Raw genomic sequence first — 15,188 nt, 5'->3', positions numbered from 1 at the left:
CTACTTACACATTGGGAAGCCAAGCGCTTCGCGTGCCTGATAATAGGATTCAGCAACCGCTTTAGCCATAGTACGAACGCGCAGGATATAACGCTGACGCTCGGTCACCGAAATGGCGTGGCGTGCATCGAGTAAGTTGAAGGCGTGTGAGGCTTTCATCACTTGCTCGTAGGCGGGCAGAGGTAAAGGTTTTTCCAGTGACAATAAATGCTGACACATTTTTTCGCACTGATCGAACAGGGTGAACATAAAGTCCACATCGGCGTGTTCGAAGTTATAGGTCGATTGCTCAACTTCGTTTTGATGGAACACATCACCATAGGTGATGCGGCCCAGTGGACCATCGGTCCAAACGAGATCATAAACGCTATCAACACCTTGGATATACATGGCTAGACGCTCTAGGCCATAGGTGATTTCACCTGTGACAGGGCTACATTCTAAGCCGCCGACCTGTTGGAAGTAAGTAAACTGGGTCACTTCCATACCGTTTAGCCAGACTTCCCAGCCTAAACCCCAGGCGCCTAGTGTTGGTGATTCCCAGTTGTCTTCCACAAAACGGATATCATGGATTTGAGTATCGATACCCAGTGCTTGTAGAGAACCTAAATACAGCTCTTGGATATTATCCGGTGACGGTTTTAACACGACTTGGAATTGGTAGTAGTGCTGTAGGCGGTTCGGGTTTTCACCGTAACGGCCGTCCGTCGGGCGGCGCGATGGCTGCACGTAGGCACTGCTCATTGGTTCTGGCCCTAAAGAACGCAGGAAAGTTTGCGGGTGGAATGTACCAGCGCCGACTTCCATATCTAGAGGTTGAACGATTGCACAACCTTGCTGTGCCCAATATTCCTGTAGGGTTAAAATGAAACCCTGAAATGTTTTTACGTCGTGTTTTGTCGTCATGTCTACTTGTCTACTGCCGTCAGCCTGAATAGAAAATGGGTTCGATTATACCTTGTAGATATCTGCTTATGTAGGTTATTTTTTACCTTCTTAATTAAAACAATAAGGTTATATACCATGGAAGAGATCCGTTGTGGCTGGGTAAGTGATGATCCTTTATATCGTGACTACCACGATAACGTCTGGGGGCGGCCGGTTCGAGATCCTAAAGAGCTGTTTGCTAAGTTGTGTTTAGACGGCCAACAGGCCGGATTATCTTGGATTACTATTCTGAAGAAACAACAAAACTATGAACAGGCCTTTGCTAATTTTGAACCAGAAGTCATTGCTGGCTTCGATGTGGCAAAAGTGGAGGAACTTATGTTGAATTCTGGCATAGTGCGTAATCGCTTGAAGGTGAATTCTATCATCAAGAATGCCAAAGGATATTTAGCCTACACTGCGGATGGCAACGATTTTTCTGAATTTTTGTGGAGTTTCGTTGGCGGTAAGCCTTTGGTGAATCAGTTTTCGTCTATGTCCCAGGTTCCTGCACAAACGCCAGAATCTGAAGCCATGTCAAAAGCCTTAAAAAAGCTTGGATTTAATTTCGTCGGCCCAACAATTTGTTATGCCTTTATGCAGGCGGTGGGTATGGTGAATGATCACCTTGTGGATTGTATTGTCTACGATGCCTGTTGTGGTCATAAGTAAACTATTCATTTTGCAATGATGAGCGCTGTAAACAAAAAGGCATGTTCCACGTGGAACATGCCTTTTTGTGAATAACTTTTTCTTCTTACTAATTCATCCTACTAATGAGTATTAGACTTTTTCGAAGAAAAATGGCTTACGTTTTTGTTTACTGCCATTAAGTTGGTTCATCTTTTCGGCATCGAATAACTTACCATTGACCATGGTATAAATGACTTTATCTGTGACGCGTATATCCGCTAATGGATCACCATCAATAACGATTAAGTCTGCGAGTTTACCAGCTTTAATCGAACCTAGCTGTTGTTCCATACCAAAGGTCGTCGCCGGATTAATAGTGGCTGTTTTCAGCACATCCATATTACTCATGCCGCCTTGGGCGAACATCCACATTTCCCAATGCGCTGCTAAGCCTTCACGCTGACCGTGGGCGCCAATATTTGGGTGAACCCCTAACTTATTGAGTTCATTAGCGACTTTGGCCACATTAAAGTGGTTGTAATGAGCGTCTGGTGCATGTGGGCGACGCATTGAGCGAGCTTGCAAGATATCACTTGGTACATACATCGACAGACGCGGATGTGCCCACACATCGGTTTTGTCGTACCAGTAGTTTTCACCAGAGATACCACCGTAGGCGACTACTAAAGTTGGAGTGTAACCGACTTTAGTTTGGCTCCAGAATTGTTTGATATCGTTATAAATCGCCGCCACTGGCAGAGAGTGTTCAACCGTTGTATGGCCATCGGCGACCATGGTGAGATTGTGTTGCAGCAAGCTGCCACCCTCGGGCACGACCATCATTTCGAGTTCACGAGCGGCGGCGATAACCTGCTGCCTCTGATTACGACGGGGTTGGTTATAGCTTTTAACGCTAAATGCTCCGACTTTTTTCAGACGCTCAAGGTGGAATTTTGCATCATCGAGCGAGTCTATGTGCGAGGTGTAGCCAGGCGCATTCGCTCCATAAAGTATGGTGCCTGTGGAAAATATGCGTGGACCAACAATATTGCCTGCTTTTTGTTGTTCGGAAGCGGCAAAAATCTCAGTCGTGTCATTCGAGGGATCGTGAATCGTGGTCACGCCCAAAGATAAACCGGAGTAGAGTGCCCAGTTTTGTTGCGGCACGATTTCATCATCGGCTTGGGCGCCATGGGCGTGGGCATCGAATAGCCCTGGCATGATGGATTTGCCTTTGATGTCGATGATCTGTGCATCCTTGGGAATCGCAACATTGGCATCACCGACGGCGATAATATGATTGTCTTTGACTATGACCACACCATTATCAATCACTTGGTCATTTTCCATCGTAATCACTTTGCCACCGACGAAGGCGATTGTTCCACGTGGAACATCGGCTTTTTCGGTAAAGCCTAAATTGATAATGCTTGGCTTAGCTTGCTCGTCTTTTTTCAGATATTGGGAATCCACGTCGGCTTGATACAGTTCAGGCCCAAGCGTCCAGTAGAGTTGATTGTTCTTACTATTCCAGCTGATACTTTCGCCAGCTCGCACGCTTAGCTGCGTCACAGGAAGATTGCTGGCGTTAGGGCCTATTTCAACCGTTTCTCCATGTTTGGCAAATGGCGTCACCCAGACCTTAAAGCGTTCAGCAAAAGCTAATTGCTCACCGTCCGGTGAAACCCTAAATTCGGTCGCATGTTTGCTGCTGTAATGGACTCGTTTATCGAAGCCATCTAAGTTGATAGAAGATAACTGTGGCGTTTCATCTTCGCTGCTATTCATAAAAAAGATGCGATCGGTTGATGCACCAAATTGTGCTTGATAGCCCTCGGCGGTGATTTTCTTGTTTTGTTTGGTTTTTAAATCGACCTTGTATAAACCGGGTTCCTGCGACCAAGTTCTCGGTGTGAGGTTTCCGCCTTGGGTTTTACGATACACAACGAGTTCACCATCGGGTGAAAAGGTGGGCTCAACATATTTCCCTGGCTCAGATGTTAACTGCTTAGATTTGCCACCTTTGGCGCTAATGACTTGTACTGTTCCTTGGTCTTGGTCATTCCAAGTGGTGAAAACAATATTTTTGCCATCGCGGGACCATTGGGGATAGAGTTCTTCGATGTCGTTCCCTAACCCGGTTAAGCGCGACATCTTGCCATCGGGAAGGGATTTTAACCAAATCTTACCTAGTGCTTCGAAGGCGACTTTAGTGCCATCGGGAGAGACCTGTGCCATACGTAGCATTTTTACATCGAAAGCATCTTTATCTATATCTTGCTTAAAGCGCACCGAGGGTTGTACTGCAAGCTCGGTTTTTACACTAAAGGGGATATCTGTGAGTGTTTTGCTGGCAACATTGAGGCGATTAATCTTTCCCTTCGCCCAGAAGAAAAGATCTTTGTTATCTTGAGTCCACGCCATAGTGGGATAAACGCCGTGGATTGCCCAAGTCTCTTGCATATCACGGTCTAGTTCGCCAAACAGTTTAGTAGTTTCACCTGATTTAAGGTCGAGCAGGTAGAGTGATGAGTTAAAATCATCGCGTTTTATATAGGCGAGCTTAGTGCCATCGGGACTCGGTGTTGGTCTAATCGCGCCACCAGTGCCTTCAATCAAGATTTCAATATCACCGGTTTGGGTATCATAACGTTTGATTTTGTAGATACCGTTAACAGAGTCCTTTGAATAGTGGAATGTTTTGCCTGGCGTATCATCTTGGCTAAAGTAGATATAGCGGCCATCGGGTGAGTATGCGGGTTCGCCTAAGTCTTTCTGATCATTTGGACGTTCGGTGAGTTTGACGCCTTCGCCGCCCGCTACGTGGTATAGCCACACTTCGCCAGCGCCTAAACTACGACTGGCGGTGAAATGTTTACGCCCAACAAGATATTGGGAGTCTGGACTCCAAGCGGGGCTGTTGAGTAAGCGAAAGGTTTCAGTCGTCACAGTGCGAGGGTTGCTACCATCGGCATCCATGATCCAAATATTGTCGCCACCATCGGCATCTGAGGTAAAGGCAATATGTTTACCATCTGGGCTGTACACCGGCTGCATTTGCCATGCAATGCCTTGGGCTAATGGTTTAGCTTCACCGCCCGTTACTGGGATTTGGTAAATGTCGCCGAGTAAGTCGAAGACGATGTGCTTGCCATCTGGACTGACGCTGAGGTTCATCCAAGTGCCTTCATTAACATCAATTTTGACTTTTTCTAGCGGTGCATTAGTGGGAGCGTTAACATTCCATACTGTCTCCTTAGTTTCAACTGCATTAACGGCGAGGGTATTCATCCCTAGGGTGAGGGCGATATAAAGCGGGGTGAGTTTAGATTTCAACATGTCACTTCCTGTTATCGTTCTTATAGACTGCTTGAGTGGTATTAATTTTAAGATGAACTTTTGTTAATAGTTAGTCTAGTTATCGCATAAATAGGTAAGAAGGAAAATGTAAATACTGTTTCAATTGATGATCGAGCGAAGGATAAGTAATGACTATATGGATATGAGAGTTGGCACAGCAAAAATGGAACCAAGTAACTTGGTTCCATTTACAGAGGAGTATGGAGAATTAACTAAGAGTGGCCGACTAGCTGGGAATAAAATTAGCTTGGATTAACTAGAGTTATCTCATCGCCTAAGTGGATCATGGCATCATTCAATACTCGGCAGGTTACACCGCCTCGCCAATCTGGAGTGAGCGCAGCTTCTAAACCGACATGTGCTATTTCCATCTTTTTACAGGGATCGGTCTCACCCGTGATTTCAAGTCGTAACTCCCCGATCTGTAAATGTTTACCAACATCTGTACTGCTAAATACGAGATCATCAACCAGCAGGTTTGCTCTGCGAGTCGTCCAAGGTAAGTCTACCTCAATACTATCGCAGACCCGTTGCCACTGAAATTTGGAAAGCACAGTGACTTGGCGTTTGCCTGGGCGACCAAACACATCTTTCTCTACACCGCTGAGTTGGGTGACATTGGCACAGAGAACTTCATTCATCGGGCCGCTCTTTACTGTTTTATAGGCAATCGCCAGCAGTTTTGGCATGGTTTCTCACATCCTTTGTTTTATGATTAAGTCGCTAACGATACGACTTAAAGTCCTTTTTTGATCAAATATTGATATGGCGTTTTCGTGGTTTCGCTGGCGATTAGAGTGTGATCCATAAATTCGCAAAAGCTTGGAATATCACGCGTCGTCGCAGGATCATCGGCAATGATAAGCAGTGTCTCGCCGGCAGCCATTTGTCTTACCGTTTTACGCACCATCATTACCGGCTCTGGGCAGCGTAAACCAAGTGCATCGAGTCTGTGTTGAGCGGTCGAGAAAGCGTCGTTCATATAACCTCTTGTGAACGATTAAACAGAATTGGCTAATGTTACTCCAGTGATTATGAGAAACCAAGTTGAGCGGGGGAATTTGTGACCTGTTTAGAGTGTATTATCCGGTCAGCGATTTTTGATAAGTTTACGTGCATGTTTCACGTGGAACATAACAACAATCGAGTTTAGGGGCGCGTCTATTCAACGGCTTTCTTAATCACTTGAGGTTGAATTGGATGGATCTCGGCTTGATGAGTGTTTTCTGGTTTTATTTCATTGGCGGTAACCGTATTTTGTTGTTGAAGTTTTGAAGCCCGTTTAAAGCTATACATTTTTTGGTCCGCCTTATGGATCAGACTATTTGCATCATCATAGTCATAGGGTCCCGTCTCCACAATTCCATAGCTTAATGAGATGTCCCTAAGGCTCTGCTTAATCTTTTGATTAAATCGAGTCACAAAATTATCCAGCGCTTGTACCTCTCGACAATTAGGCATAATGATACAAAACTCATCTCCACCGTAGCGGAAGCTATAATCCTCCGATCGCGTACTCTCTTTTATTGCCTGCGCAACAGCACAGAGAACGTCGTCTCCAGATCTATGTCCCTGAGTATCGTTAAATAATTTAAAATCATCCACATCTAAGTAGATCACGCTTACGGGCTCGGCACGCCTTTGGGCTGCTCTTAGAATGCGCGTTGCAGTTTCTTGTAGATGCCTTACATTGAGTAAACCTGTTAAGGGATCAGTTTGAGAAAGCTCTTCTAGTTGCTGAGTTCGCTCTTTGACTTTACTTTCCATACTTTGGGCGTATTTCTCGGCTTTATCTTTGGCGTTTTCTATTTCAGAGACAAGGCTGCGAATATAGGTATCAAATACCAAAGTGACATCGAAAAGTACCAGTTTATCTATGGCTACTCGTATTTGTTGGCCTTGCATATCGTCTTGTATCACCTTGTTAATTACGGCGTAGATCAGTTCTTTCAATGTGTGCACCGCAGAAAGATAGAGCTTAGGCTCGACACCAATTCTTTTATGGACTAAACCAATCCGCAGGCGATTGTTTACATATTCGAGGTCATAAACACCATTGAATAAATCGAGCACATATCTTCTCTGAGCAGTGCGTAAACGGGCAAGGGTATCTGAGTCACCAATTAACAGCGCAATTTCAGATACACTCGTTTGTAGGCCGTAAAAGTCATCGACGATTTTATCTATGTTTTCTTCGATAATGGGCTTAAAAGACAGTAGGGCTTTTACATCTGCCAGAGTAAAAGAGAAGAGCGCCTTACGAAACTCGATCTCAAGCTCAGTGATCCGCATTTGTTCGAAAAGGGTCTGTTCCGTTTGAAGCATTCAGCTCTCCTTAAATTGCATGACACAACTGCATCCTTGCCTTTCTATGTTGGCCCAAGGCCCACTATGGATGTGATACTTTAAGATGCCCCTAGAAGTTAAGTTGATAACTAACTAATTATCAACTAGAGGCTTAGGCTTTAGAGGAATATAAATCTTATAATTTCAGAGCTTAAGATGGGTGACGCAATAAAAAAGCCGGAATAAATTCCGGCTTTGGTTGATGATTCAAATAACGAATTAAACGCGTTCGAACACTGTGGCGATACCTTGGCCTAAACCAATACACATGGTCGCTAAACCTAAGGTCGCATCTTTGTCTTCCATCAAGTTGATCAGCGTCGTAGAGATACGAGCGCCTGAACAGCCCAGTGGGTGACCGAGTGCAATCGCGCCGCCGTTGAGGTTAATTTTGTCATCAACCACATCCGCTAGGCCTAAATCTTTTACACAAGGTAAAGATTGAGCAGCAAAGGCTTCGTTCAGTTCAATCACGTCTAAATCGGCAACTGTGATACCGGCGCGGGCCAGCGCCTTTTGTGTGGCAGGTACTGGGCCATAACCCATGATCGCCGCATCACAACCCGCAACCGCCATAGAGCGAATACGTGCACGAATTGGTAAGCCAAGTGCGCGCGCTTTAGATTCTTCCATGATCAACATGGCTGAAGCACCATCAGACAGTGCAGAAGAAGTTCCCGCAGTCACAGTACCGTTGACTGGATCAAATACCGGGCGCAGTGCAGCCAGTGATTCCATTGTGGTTTCCGGGCGGATCACTTCGTCTTGCAGTACTTTAATTAAGGCGCCGTTGGCATCGTGACCTTCAATGCCATAGATTTCCTTGGCAAAACGGCCTTCAATCGTCGCGGCATAAGCACGTTGATGAGAACGTACTGCAAAAGCATCTTGCTGTTCACGGGTGATACCGTGCAGTTTACCTAGCATTTCAGCCGTTAAACCCATCATGCCAGAGGCTTTCGCCACGTTATTAGCAAGACCTGGGTGGAAGTCGACACCATGGCTCATTGGCACGTGGCCCATGTGTTCTACACCACCAATCAAGAAGGTGTCGCCCATACCCGTCATAATGGCGCGCGCGGCTTGGTGAATCGCTTCCATAGATGAACCACATAGACGGTTAATGGTAACCGCGCCAGCAGTCTTGGGTATACCAGCAAGCAGTGATGCGTTACGGGCGATATTGAAGCCTTGCTCTAGGGTTTGTTGCACACAACCCCAAATCACGTCTTCAATGGTGTTTGGGTCGAGCTGCGGATTACGCAGCAACAGACCTTTCATCAATTCGGCAGAGAGTGTTTCTGCACGCACATTACGGAACACCCCAGCCTTAGAACGGCCCATAGGAGTACGGATGCAATCTACGATAACAGCTTGTTTCATAATTAAATTCCTTTCCCGCTAATTAGGCTTGGTAGTAGCTACCGTTGTTGGCTGCGAGGGCACGCATGGCGTCGGTGACTTGATACAGACCGCCCAAGTGAGCGTATTTGTCTGCTAAGGCGACAAAGTTTGCGACACCCATGGTATCCAAGTAACGGAACACGCCGCCTCTGAATGGTGGGAAACCTAAGCCATAAACTAGGCCCATATCCGCTTCGGCAGGCGATGCGACAATGCCTTCTTCTAAACAGCGCACGGTTTCGATGATCATAGGGATCATAGTACGGGCAATAATGTCATCGGCTTCAAAGGCTTTTAACTCGCCAAAGGCATCTTTCAATAGGCCGTAGCTGGTTGGATCGACATCTTTCTTCGGCTTACCACGGCTATCAACAGAGTAGACATAGAAACCTTTGCCATTTTTCTGACCAAGGCGTTTGTTTTCGAACATCACGTCAATCGCGTCAGTGCCAGATTTACCCATACGATCGGGGAAGCCTTCGGCCATTACCGCTTGAGCGTGATGGCCAGTGTCTAGGCCTACAACGTCTAGCAGATAAGCAGGGCCCATTGGCCAGCCGAATTGTTTCTCCATCACCTTGTCAATTGCAGCAAAGTCACCACCTTCTGCGAGCAGGCCGTTAAAGCCAGCAAAGTAAGGGAAGAGTACGCGGTTAACAAAGAAACCAGGGCAATCGTTAACCACGATTGGGGTTTTACCCATTTTGCTGGCGTAAGCCACAACAGAGGCGATGGTTTCTTCAGAGCTGTGCTCGCCACGGATAACTTCGACCAACGGCATTTTGTGCACTGGATTGAAGAAATGCATACCGCAGAAACGCTCAGGTTTCTTCATGCTCTTAGCGAGCAAGTTGATTGAAATCGTAGACGTATTTGAGGCGATAATCGCATCTTCACTCACATAATCTTCAACTTCGGCTAATACAGTTGCTTTAACTTTAGGGTGTTCAACAACGGCTTCGACGACAATATCGCTGTGTTTAATCGCGGCATAATCTAACGAAGGCGTGATGTTGTTCAGTACCTTGGCCATTTTTTCTGGTGTTGAACGGCCACGGGCAACTTGCGCTGACAGCAGTTTAGCGGCTTCATTGAGGCCTAAATCTAATGCTGGCTGGGCAATGTCTTTCATGACAATCGGTGTGCCTTTGCTGGCGCTTTGGTAGGCTATGCCGCCGCCCATAATGCCTGCACCTAGTACGGCCGCGTTGTTGACTTCTTTCGCTAGCTTGCCGGCTTTCTTCGCTTTACCTTTAACAAATTGATCGTTAAGGAAAATACCGATAAGTGCCTTAGCAACGTCGGTTTTAGCCAGCTTGATAAAGGCTTGATGTTCGATTTGTAATGCTTCAGCACGACCTTTAGTCGATGCTTGCTCAATCACGCTTACAGCAGCCATTGGTGCGGGGTAGTGTTTACCCGCAACCGCAAACACCATGCCTTTGGCAGTGGTGAATGACATCATAGCTTCGAGTTTTGGCAGCGTTAGTGCAGACAGTTTGCGGTGACGACGCGCTTGCCAATCCAGCTTTTCAGCAACAGCATCTTTGAGCATTTGAATCGCAGCAGCTTCTAGCGCTTGTGGTGCAACCACGGCATCCACAGCGCCGACTTTCAGTGCATCTTCAGCGCGTTGGTCTTTACCGGTCGTGATCCACTCGAGGGCGTTATCTGCACCAATCACACGTGGCAGACGAACCGTACCGCCAAAACCTGGGATGATACCGAGTTTAGTTTCAGGTAAACCGATTTTGGCTGTGGTATCTGCGATACGGAAATCCGTTGCCAGAATGGTTTCACAGCCGCCACCTAAGGCAAAGCCTTTGATTGCCGATGCGGTTGGGAAAGGTAAGTCTTCGAGTTTGTTGAAGACTGCGTTAGCTTGTTCAACCCAAGAGAGCAGGACGGCGTCATCCTGTGCGAACAGGCCTAAAAATTCGGTAATGTCGGCGCCCACAATAAAGGTATCTTTACTTGAGGTCAGCACTAACGCTTTGATATTGGAATTTTGCTTGATGCTGTCTAATGCCGCATCGAGCGAGGCGAGGGTTTCTCTGTCGAATTTGTTCACCGAACCGGGTGCGTTAAAGCACAGCTTGGCAATATTATCCTCGAGTAACTCAACTTGAATTGTAGGACTTTGGTAGATCATTGCTTGCTTCCTTTTGGCTTAAAAGTGATACCCACCATTATCAATTGGTGTTAGTACGACTCTCTATCTCACAGCAGCTTCGGCCATCATTTGACCAGTTGTATGCCAGTGTGCTTCGAAATTCGATAAATTACAACACCCAATTTAAACGACTGTTTAATTTCTTGTCGGCTAGAGTGATTTTTCACCTTTGTGATACACTGCACAGAGTGTAGAACAGCCTGATGACTTTAAAGATTTCCCCTGAGGAATTCATTCGTTAGTCGTCACAGTTAAATTCGGTTTTATTTATTTCCCTTTATTGATTACAGGATATGACAAATGGATCAATTGGCTCATCACTATCGTGCCCATATCGCCGAGCTAAATCGCCGAGTCGCAGAGATTTTATCTCGAGAAGCCTTGTCTGGTTTAGTGATCCATTCGGGTCAGCCGCAGCGGATGTTTTTGGATGATATCAATTATCCCTTTAAGGCAAACCCGCACTTCAAGGCATGGCTGCCAGTGCTGGATAATCCGAATTGCTGGTTGGTGGTCAATGGCCGTGATAAGCCGCAGCTGATTTTTTATCGGCCAGTGGATTTTTGGCACAAAGTGTCCGATGTGCCTGATATGTTTTGGACCGAGTATTTCGATATTAAGCTGCTGACCAAGGCTGATAAGGTCGCTGAGTTTTTACCGACAGATATCGCCAATTGGGCCTATTTAGGTGAGCATTTAGATGTGGCCGAAGTGTTGGGTTTTACCAGCCGTAATCCCGATGCTGTGATGAGTTATCTGCATTACCATAGAACCACTAAAACCGAATATGAGCTGGAATGTATGCGTCGCGCGAATCAAATTGCGGTGCAGGGGCATTTGGCGGCTAAAAATGCTTTTTATAATGGTGCGAGCGAGTTCGAAATCCAGCAGCACTATTTATCTGCAGTTGGCCAGAGCGAGAATGAAGTGCCCTATGGCAATATCATCGCCCTTAACCAAAATGCGGCAATTTTGCATTACACCGCACTTGAACACCAAAGCCCTGCGAAACGTTTGTCATTTCTTATCGATGCGGGCGCGAGTTACTTTGGCTATGCCTCTGATATCACTAGAACCTATGCCTTCGAGAAGAATCGTTTCGATGAATTGATCACTGCGATGAATAAGGCGCAGCTAGAGCTTATCGACATGATGCGTCCGGGTGTGCGTTATCCCGATTTACACTTGGCCACCCATGCTAAAGTCGCGCAAATGCTATTGGATTTTGATTTAGCCACGGGGGATGCCCAAGGTTTGGTCGAGCAAGGCATAACCAGTGCTTTCTTCCCCCATGGCTTAGGCCATATGTTAGGCCTACAAGTGCATGATGTTGGCGGCTTCTCCCACGATGAACGCGGTACTCATATTGCGGCGCCAGAGGCCCATCCATTCCTACGTTGCACGCGCATTTTAGCACCAAACCAAGTGCTGACTATGGAACCCGGGTTATACATTATCGATACTCTGCTTAATGAGCTTAAACAAGATGGCCGTGGCCAACAGATCAACTGGCAAACGGTGGATGGGTTAAGGCCCTTTGGCGGTATTCGTATCGAAGATAACGTCATAGTGCATCAAGATAGAAACGAGAACATGACCCGTGAACTCGGTTTGGCTGATTGATATAGGGTAAAGATTAGGGCGGATGTGTGCTCGAAAGTTATAGCGTTCCCTGTGAAAATATCGTCATTGAAGAAGAGATAAAGCATAGCCGCTTTATCTCTTTCCTCTTTCACTGCGATAGCATAGATAAATTGAAGTTAGTACTCACTGACATAAAGCGTGATTATCCCGGCGCAAGCCATTATTGCTCTGCTTTTGTGGCTGGCGCGCCTGATGATAGCGTCTTGATTGGTTCGAGTGATGACGGCGAACCCGCAGGCAGTGCTGGTCGACCCATGTTAGCTGTATTGCAAGGGGCGAATATCGGCGAAGTGGGTGCTGTTGTGGTGCGTTATTATGGTGGCACTAAACTGGGAGTCGGTGGACTCGTTCGGGCTTATACGTCGGGCTTAAGGCAAGGTTTGGTTCAATTACCGACGCGACTCAAACAGTTACGTTATCCCGCCAAGTTGCATTGTGATTATGCGCAGCTGCGCGATGTTGAGCATCTATTACAGCAAGTGGATGCTGTGATTATCGATAAGCAATTTGCCGAAGCGGTCGATATTTTGTTCGAAATAGGGCGGCAGCAACAGACATTACTGTGTGAGTCGTTGGCGACACTCAGTCAGGGAGGTTTGAGCCCTGAGTTTGAGCTGTGATGCCTGCGTAAATTATGCCAAAATAGCCCAAATGCTGAAAATACCTTTGCAGCCAATGGAATGATTGAACTCGCTTAATGCAATATAAAACCATAATAAGAATCATAGGTCTGCTGATTGGTTTATTTTCAATCACTATGCTGCCACCAGCACTGATCGCTGTTTGGTATAACGATGGCGGCGGCACGGCGTTTATTCAGGCATTTTTTGTCAGCCTATTTATTGGTTTCTGGCTCTGGTATCCCAATCGCCACTGCAAAGAAGAATTGCGTACCCGAGAGGGATTCCTGATTGTGGTGCTGTTTTGGACCGTACTGGGTTCTATCGGTGCCTTACCCTTTATCTTCTCGAGTCAACCCGATCTCAGCTGGACCGATAGTTTCTTCGAATCTTTCTCTGCGTTAACCACCACCGGAGCCACAGTGATTGTCGGGCTCGACTTCTTACCTAAAGCCATTCTGTTTTACCGCCATATGCTGCAATGGCTCGGTGGTATGGGGATTATTGTGCTCGCCGTGGCGATTTTGCCAGTACTTGGCGTCGGCGGAATGCAGCTCTATCGCGCCGAAATTCCGGGCCCAGTGAAAGACAGTAAGATGACACCGCGGATCGCCGAAACTGCTAAGGCCTTGTGGTATATCTATTTACTGTTAACTATTGCCTGCGCTGGAGCCTATTGGCTGGCGGGAATGAGTGTGTTTGATGCGGTTTGCCATTCGTTTTCTACTATCGCCATCGGCGGCTTTTCGACCCACGATGCCAGCATGGGATATTTCGATAGCTCTGTGATTAACCTTATTTGTGTGTTCTTTTTAATCGTTTCAGCGGTGAACTTTAGCGTGCATTTTGCGGCATTCTCGCGGCGAGGCATTAACGTTAGAGTGTATTTTAAAGATGCTGAATTTAAGATGCTGGTGGCGATTCAACTTATTCTCACCGCGATTTGTTTCCTCACGCTTTATCATTCGGGCATTTATGATTCGCCGGAAGAAACCTTAGACCATGCCTTATTTCAGGCGGTTTCCGTGGCCACTACTGCGGGATTTGGTACTGAAAGCTTCCATATGTGGCCGCTGTTTTTACCCATTCTATTGATATTTTCGAGCTTTATCGGTGGCTGTGGCGGTTCAACAGCGGGCGGGATTAAAGTGATTCGGGTTATTCTGCTGCTGTTACAGGGCTCGCGCGAATTAAAGCGACTGGTCCATCCTAAGGCGATGTTCTCTATCCGTATTGGTTCTAAAGCCTTGCCCGATCGCGTTGTCGATGCCGTGTGGGGATTCTTCTCTGCCTATGCGCTGGTGTTTGTGATCTGTATGCTTGCACTCATGGCGATGGGATTAGATGATATTACCGCCTTCAGTGCCACCGCGGCTTGCTTAAACAATCTAGGCCCAGGCTTAGGCGCGGTAGCCAGTAACTACGCCAGTATTGGCGATGAAGCTAAATGGGTATTGGTCGTGGCTATGCTATTTGGTCGCCTCGAAGTATTTACCTTACTGATTTTGTTTACGCCAACTTTTTGGAAGAATTGATCATGCAGACGTTAATAATTTATTCGACAATTGATGGCCAAACATTGGCAATTTGCCAAAAAATGAAGACGATTGCTGAGCAGGCGGGAGAGCAGGTTTCACTGGTCACATTAGCGCAGGCAGAAGCGTTGAGCTTAGCGGATTTTGATAAAGTGCTGATCGGCGCCAGTATTCGTTATGGTAAGCATAGACCTGAACTTTACCAGTTTGTAAACCGTCACCATGCGGTGCTCGATACTAAGATTAATGGCTTTTTTACCGTTAACGTCGTGGCGCGCAAACCCCAAAAAAATACGCCTGAAACCAATCCTTATATGCAAAAGTTTTTGCAGCTTTCACTATGGCAGCCACAGCAGTTAGCCGTCTTTGCGGGTAAGATTGATTATCCCAAATACGGCTTTTTCGATCGCACTATAATACGTTTTATCATGTGGATGACGAAGGGACCGACCGATATTAAGGGAACCTTCGAGTTTACCGATTGGGCTAAGGTTGATGCCTTTGGTAGCCGTTTTAGCCAACGTTAAATAATTAAGCCCCAGTCGT

Annotated in this window: 12 protein-coding genes; 5 read left to right on the top strand and 7 right to left on the bottom strand. The window is 46.5% G+C overall.

The features are described 5' to 3' along the window. Window positions 1–906 carry a glycine--tRNA ligase subunit alpha gene (gene glyQ, locus COW15_RS10870; protein ID WP_198781729.1) on the bottom strand — a complete coding sequence of 302 codons (906 nt, stop codon included), beginning with the start codon at window positions 904–906 and terminating at the stop codon, window positions 1–3. Window positions 907–1,023: 117 nt separating this feature from the next. On the opposite strand from glyQ, the gene COW15_RS10865 reads away from it, so the two are divergent. Continuing rightward, the gene (locus tag COW15_RS10865; protein ID WP_293632593.1) at window positions 1,024–1,599 is read left to right on the top strand and encodes a DNA-3-methyladenine glycosylase I; all 576 of its coding nucleotides are present in this window, start codon (window positions 1,024–1,026) and stop codon (window positions 1,597–1,599) included. A 111-nt stretch (window positions 1,600–1,710) separates the two neighbouring features. Here COW15_RS10865 and COW15_RS10860 read toward each other — a convergent pair whose 3' ends face one another. From COW15_RS10860 to fadB, 6 genes are all read right to left on the bottom strand, one after another. After that, complete coding sequence (locus COW15_RS10860; protein ID WP_293632592.1) at window positions 1,711–4,899, bottom strand: amidohydrolase family protein; 3,189 nt, start codon at window positions 4,897–4,899, stop codon at window positions 1,711–1,713. 263 nt (window positions 4,900–5,162) lie between these two features. Further along, window positions 5,163–5,609, bottom strand: a complete 447-nt coding sequence (locus COW15_RS10855; RefSeq protein WP_293632591.1) for an MOSC domain-containing protein — start codon at window positions 5,607–5,609, stop codon at window positions 5,163–5,165. A 47-nt stretch (window positions 5,610–5,656) separates the two neighbouring features. Next, complete coding sequence (gene tusA, locus COW15_RS10850) at window positions 5,657–5,902, bottom strand: sulfurtransferase TusA (RefSeq protein WP_293632590.1); 246 nt, start codon at window positions 5,900–5,902, stop codon at window positions 5,657–5,659. A gap of 179 nt (window positions 5,903–6,081) precedes the next feature. Beyond that, window positions 6,082–7,245 carry a diguanylate cyclase gene (locus COW15_RS10845; RefSeq protein ID WP_293632589.1) on the bottom strand — a complete coding sequence of 388 codons (1,164 nt, stop codon included), beginning with the start codon at window positions 7,243–7,245 and terminating at the stop codon, window positions 6,082–6,084. A gap of 240 nt (window positions 7,246–7,485) precedes the next feature. Next, window positions 7,486–8,649, bottom strand: a complete 1,164-nt coding sequence (gene fadA / locus COW15_RS10840; RefSeq protein WP_293632588.1) for an acetyl-CoA C-acyltransferase FadA — start codon at window positions 8,647–8,649, stop codon at window positions 7,486–7,488. Window positions 8,650–8,671: 22 nt separating this feature from the next. Further along, a complete protein-coding gene (gene fadB, locus COW15_RS10835; protein ID WP_293632587.1) occupies window positions 8,672–10,822 on the bottom strand; it encodes a fatty acid oxidation complex subunit alpha FadB in 2,151 nt (716 codons plus the stop codon). Window positions 10,823–11,143: 321 nt separating this feature from the next. Between fadB and pepQ the strand changes: the two genes are divergently transcribed. The 4 genes from pepQ to hemG all read left to right on the top strand — a co-directional run bounded on the left by pepQ (window position 11,144) and on the right by hemG (window position 15,169). Beyond that, a complete protein-coding gene (pepQ, locus tag COW15_RS10830) occupies window positions 11,144–12,466 on the top strand; it encodes a Xaa-Pro dipeptidase (protein ID WP_293632586.1) in 1,323 nt (440 codons plus the stop codon). A gap of 26 nt (window positions 12,467–12,492) precedes the next feature. Then, window positions 12,493–13,107: a YigZ family protein gene (locus COW15_RS10825; RefSeq protein ID WP_293632585.1), complete on the top strand. Its 615-nt coding sequence runs from the start codon at window positions 12,493–12,495 to the stop codon at window positions 13,105–13,107. 77 nt (window positions 13,108–13,184) lie between these two features. After that, window positions 13,185–14,642 (top strand): TrkH family potassium uptake protein, encoded by a 1,458-nt coding sequence (locus COW15_RS10820; protein ID WP_293632584.1) that lies wholly within the window; start codon window positions 13,185–13,187, stop codon window positions 14,640–14,642. A gap of 2 nt (window positions 14,643–14,644) precedes the next feature. Then, entirely contained in the window at window positions 14,645–15,169 is a 525-nt protein-coding gene (gene hemG, locus COW15_RS10815; RefSeq protein WP_293632583.1) for a menaquinone-dependent protoporphyrinogen IX dehydrogenase, read from the top strand. The last annotated feature ends 19 nt before the right edge of the window (window positions 15,170–15,188 follow it).

Origin of the sequence: Shewanella sp. CG12_big_fil_rev_8_21_14_0_65_47_15 (assembly GCF_002783505.1) — a bacterium.
In the GTDB taxonomy this organism is placed as follows: domain Bacteria; phylum Pseudomonadota; class Gammaproteobacteria; order Enterobacterales; family Shewanellaceae; genus Shewanella.
The sequence above is the reverse complement of the archived record's forward strand: the minus strand, read 5'-3'. Positions and strand labels throughout refer to the sequence as shown.

What these genes read in the sequence shown, in the direction of transcription:
- glyQ (WP_198781729.1), bottom strand. Translation starts at nt 906, where the DNA reads ATGACGACAAAACACGACGTAAAAACATTTCAGGGTTTCATTTTAACC.
- COW15_RS10865 (WP_293632593.1), top strand. Translation starts at nt 1,024, where the DNA reads ATGGAAGAGATCCGTTGTGGCTGGGTAAGTGATGATCCTTTATATCGT.
- COW15_RS10860 (WP_293632592.1), bottom strand. Translation starts at nt 4,899, where the DNA reads ATGTTGAAATCTAAACTCACCCCGCTTTATATCGCCCTCACCCTAGGG.
- COW15_RS10855 (WP_293632591.1), bottom strand. Translation starts at nt 5,609, where the DNA reads ATGCCAAAACTGCTGGCGATTGCCTATAAAACAGTAAAGAGCGGCCCG.
- tusA (WP_293632590.1), bottom strand. Translation starts at nt 5,902, where the DNA reads ATGAACGACGCTTTCTCGACCGCTCAACACAGACTCGATGCACTTGGT.
- COW15_RS10845 (WP_293632589.1), bottom strand. Translation starts at nt 7,245, where the DNA reads ATGCTTCAAACGGAACAGACCCTTTTCGAACAAATGCGGATCACTGAG.
- fadA (WP_293632588.1), bottom strand. Translation starts at nt 8,649, where the DNA reads ATGAAACAAGCTGTTATCGTAGATTGCATCCGTACTCCTATGGGCCGT.
- fadB (WP_293632587.1), bottom strand. Translation starts at nt 10,822, where the DNA reads ATGATCTACCAAAGTCCTACAATTCAAGTTGAGTTACTCGAGGATAAT.
- pepQ (WP_293632586.1), top strand. Translation starts at nt 11,144, where the DNA reads ATGGATCAATTGGCTCATCACTATCGTGCCCATATCGCCGAGCTAAAT.
- COW15_RS10820 (WP_293632584.1), top strand. Translation starts at nt 13,185, where the DNA reads ATGCAATATAAAACCATAATAAGAATCATAGGTCTGCTGATTGGTTTA.
- hemG (WP_293632583.1), top strand. Translation starts at nt 14,645, where the DNA reads ATGCAGACGTTAATAATTTATTCGACAATTGATGGCCAAACATTGGCA.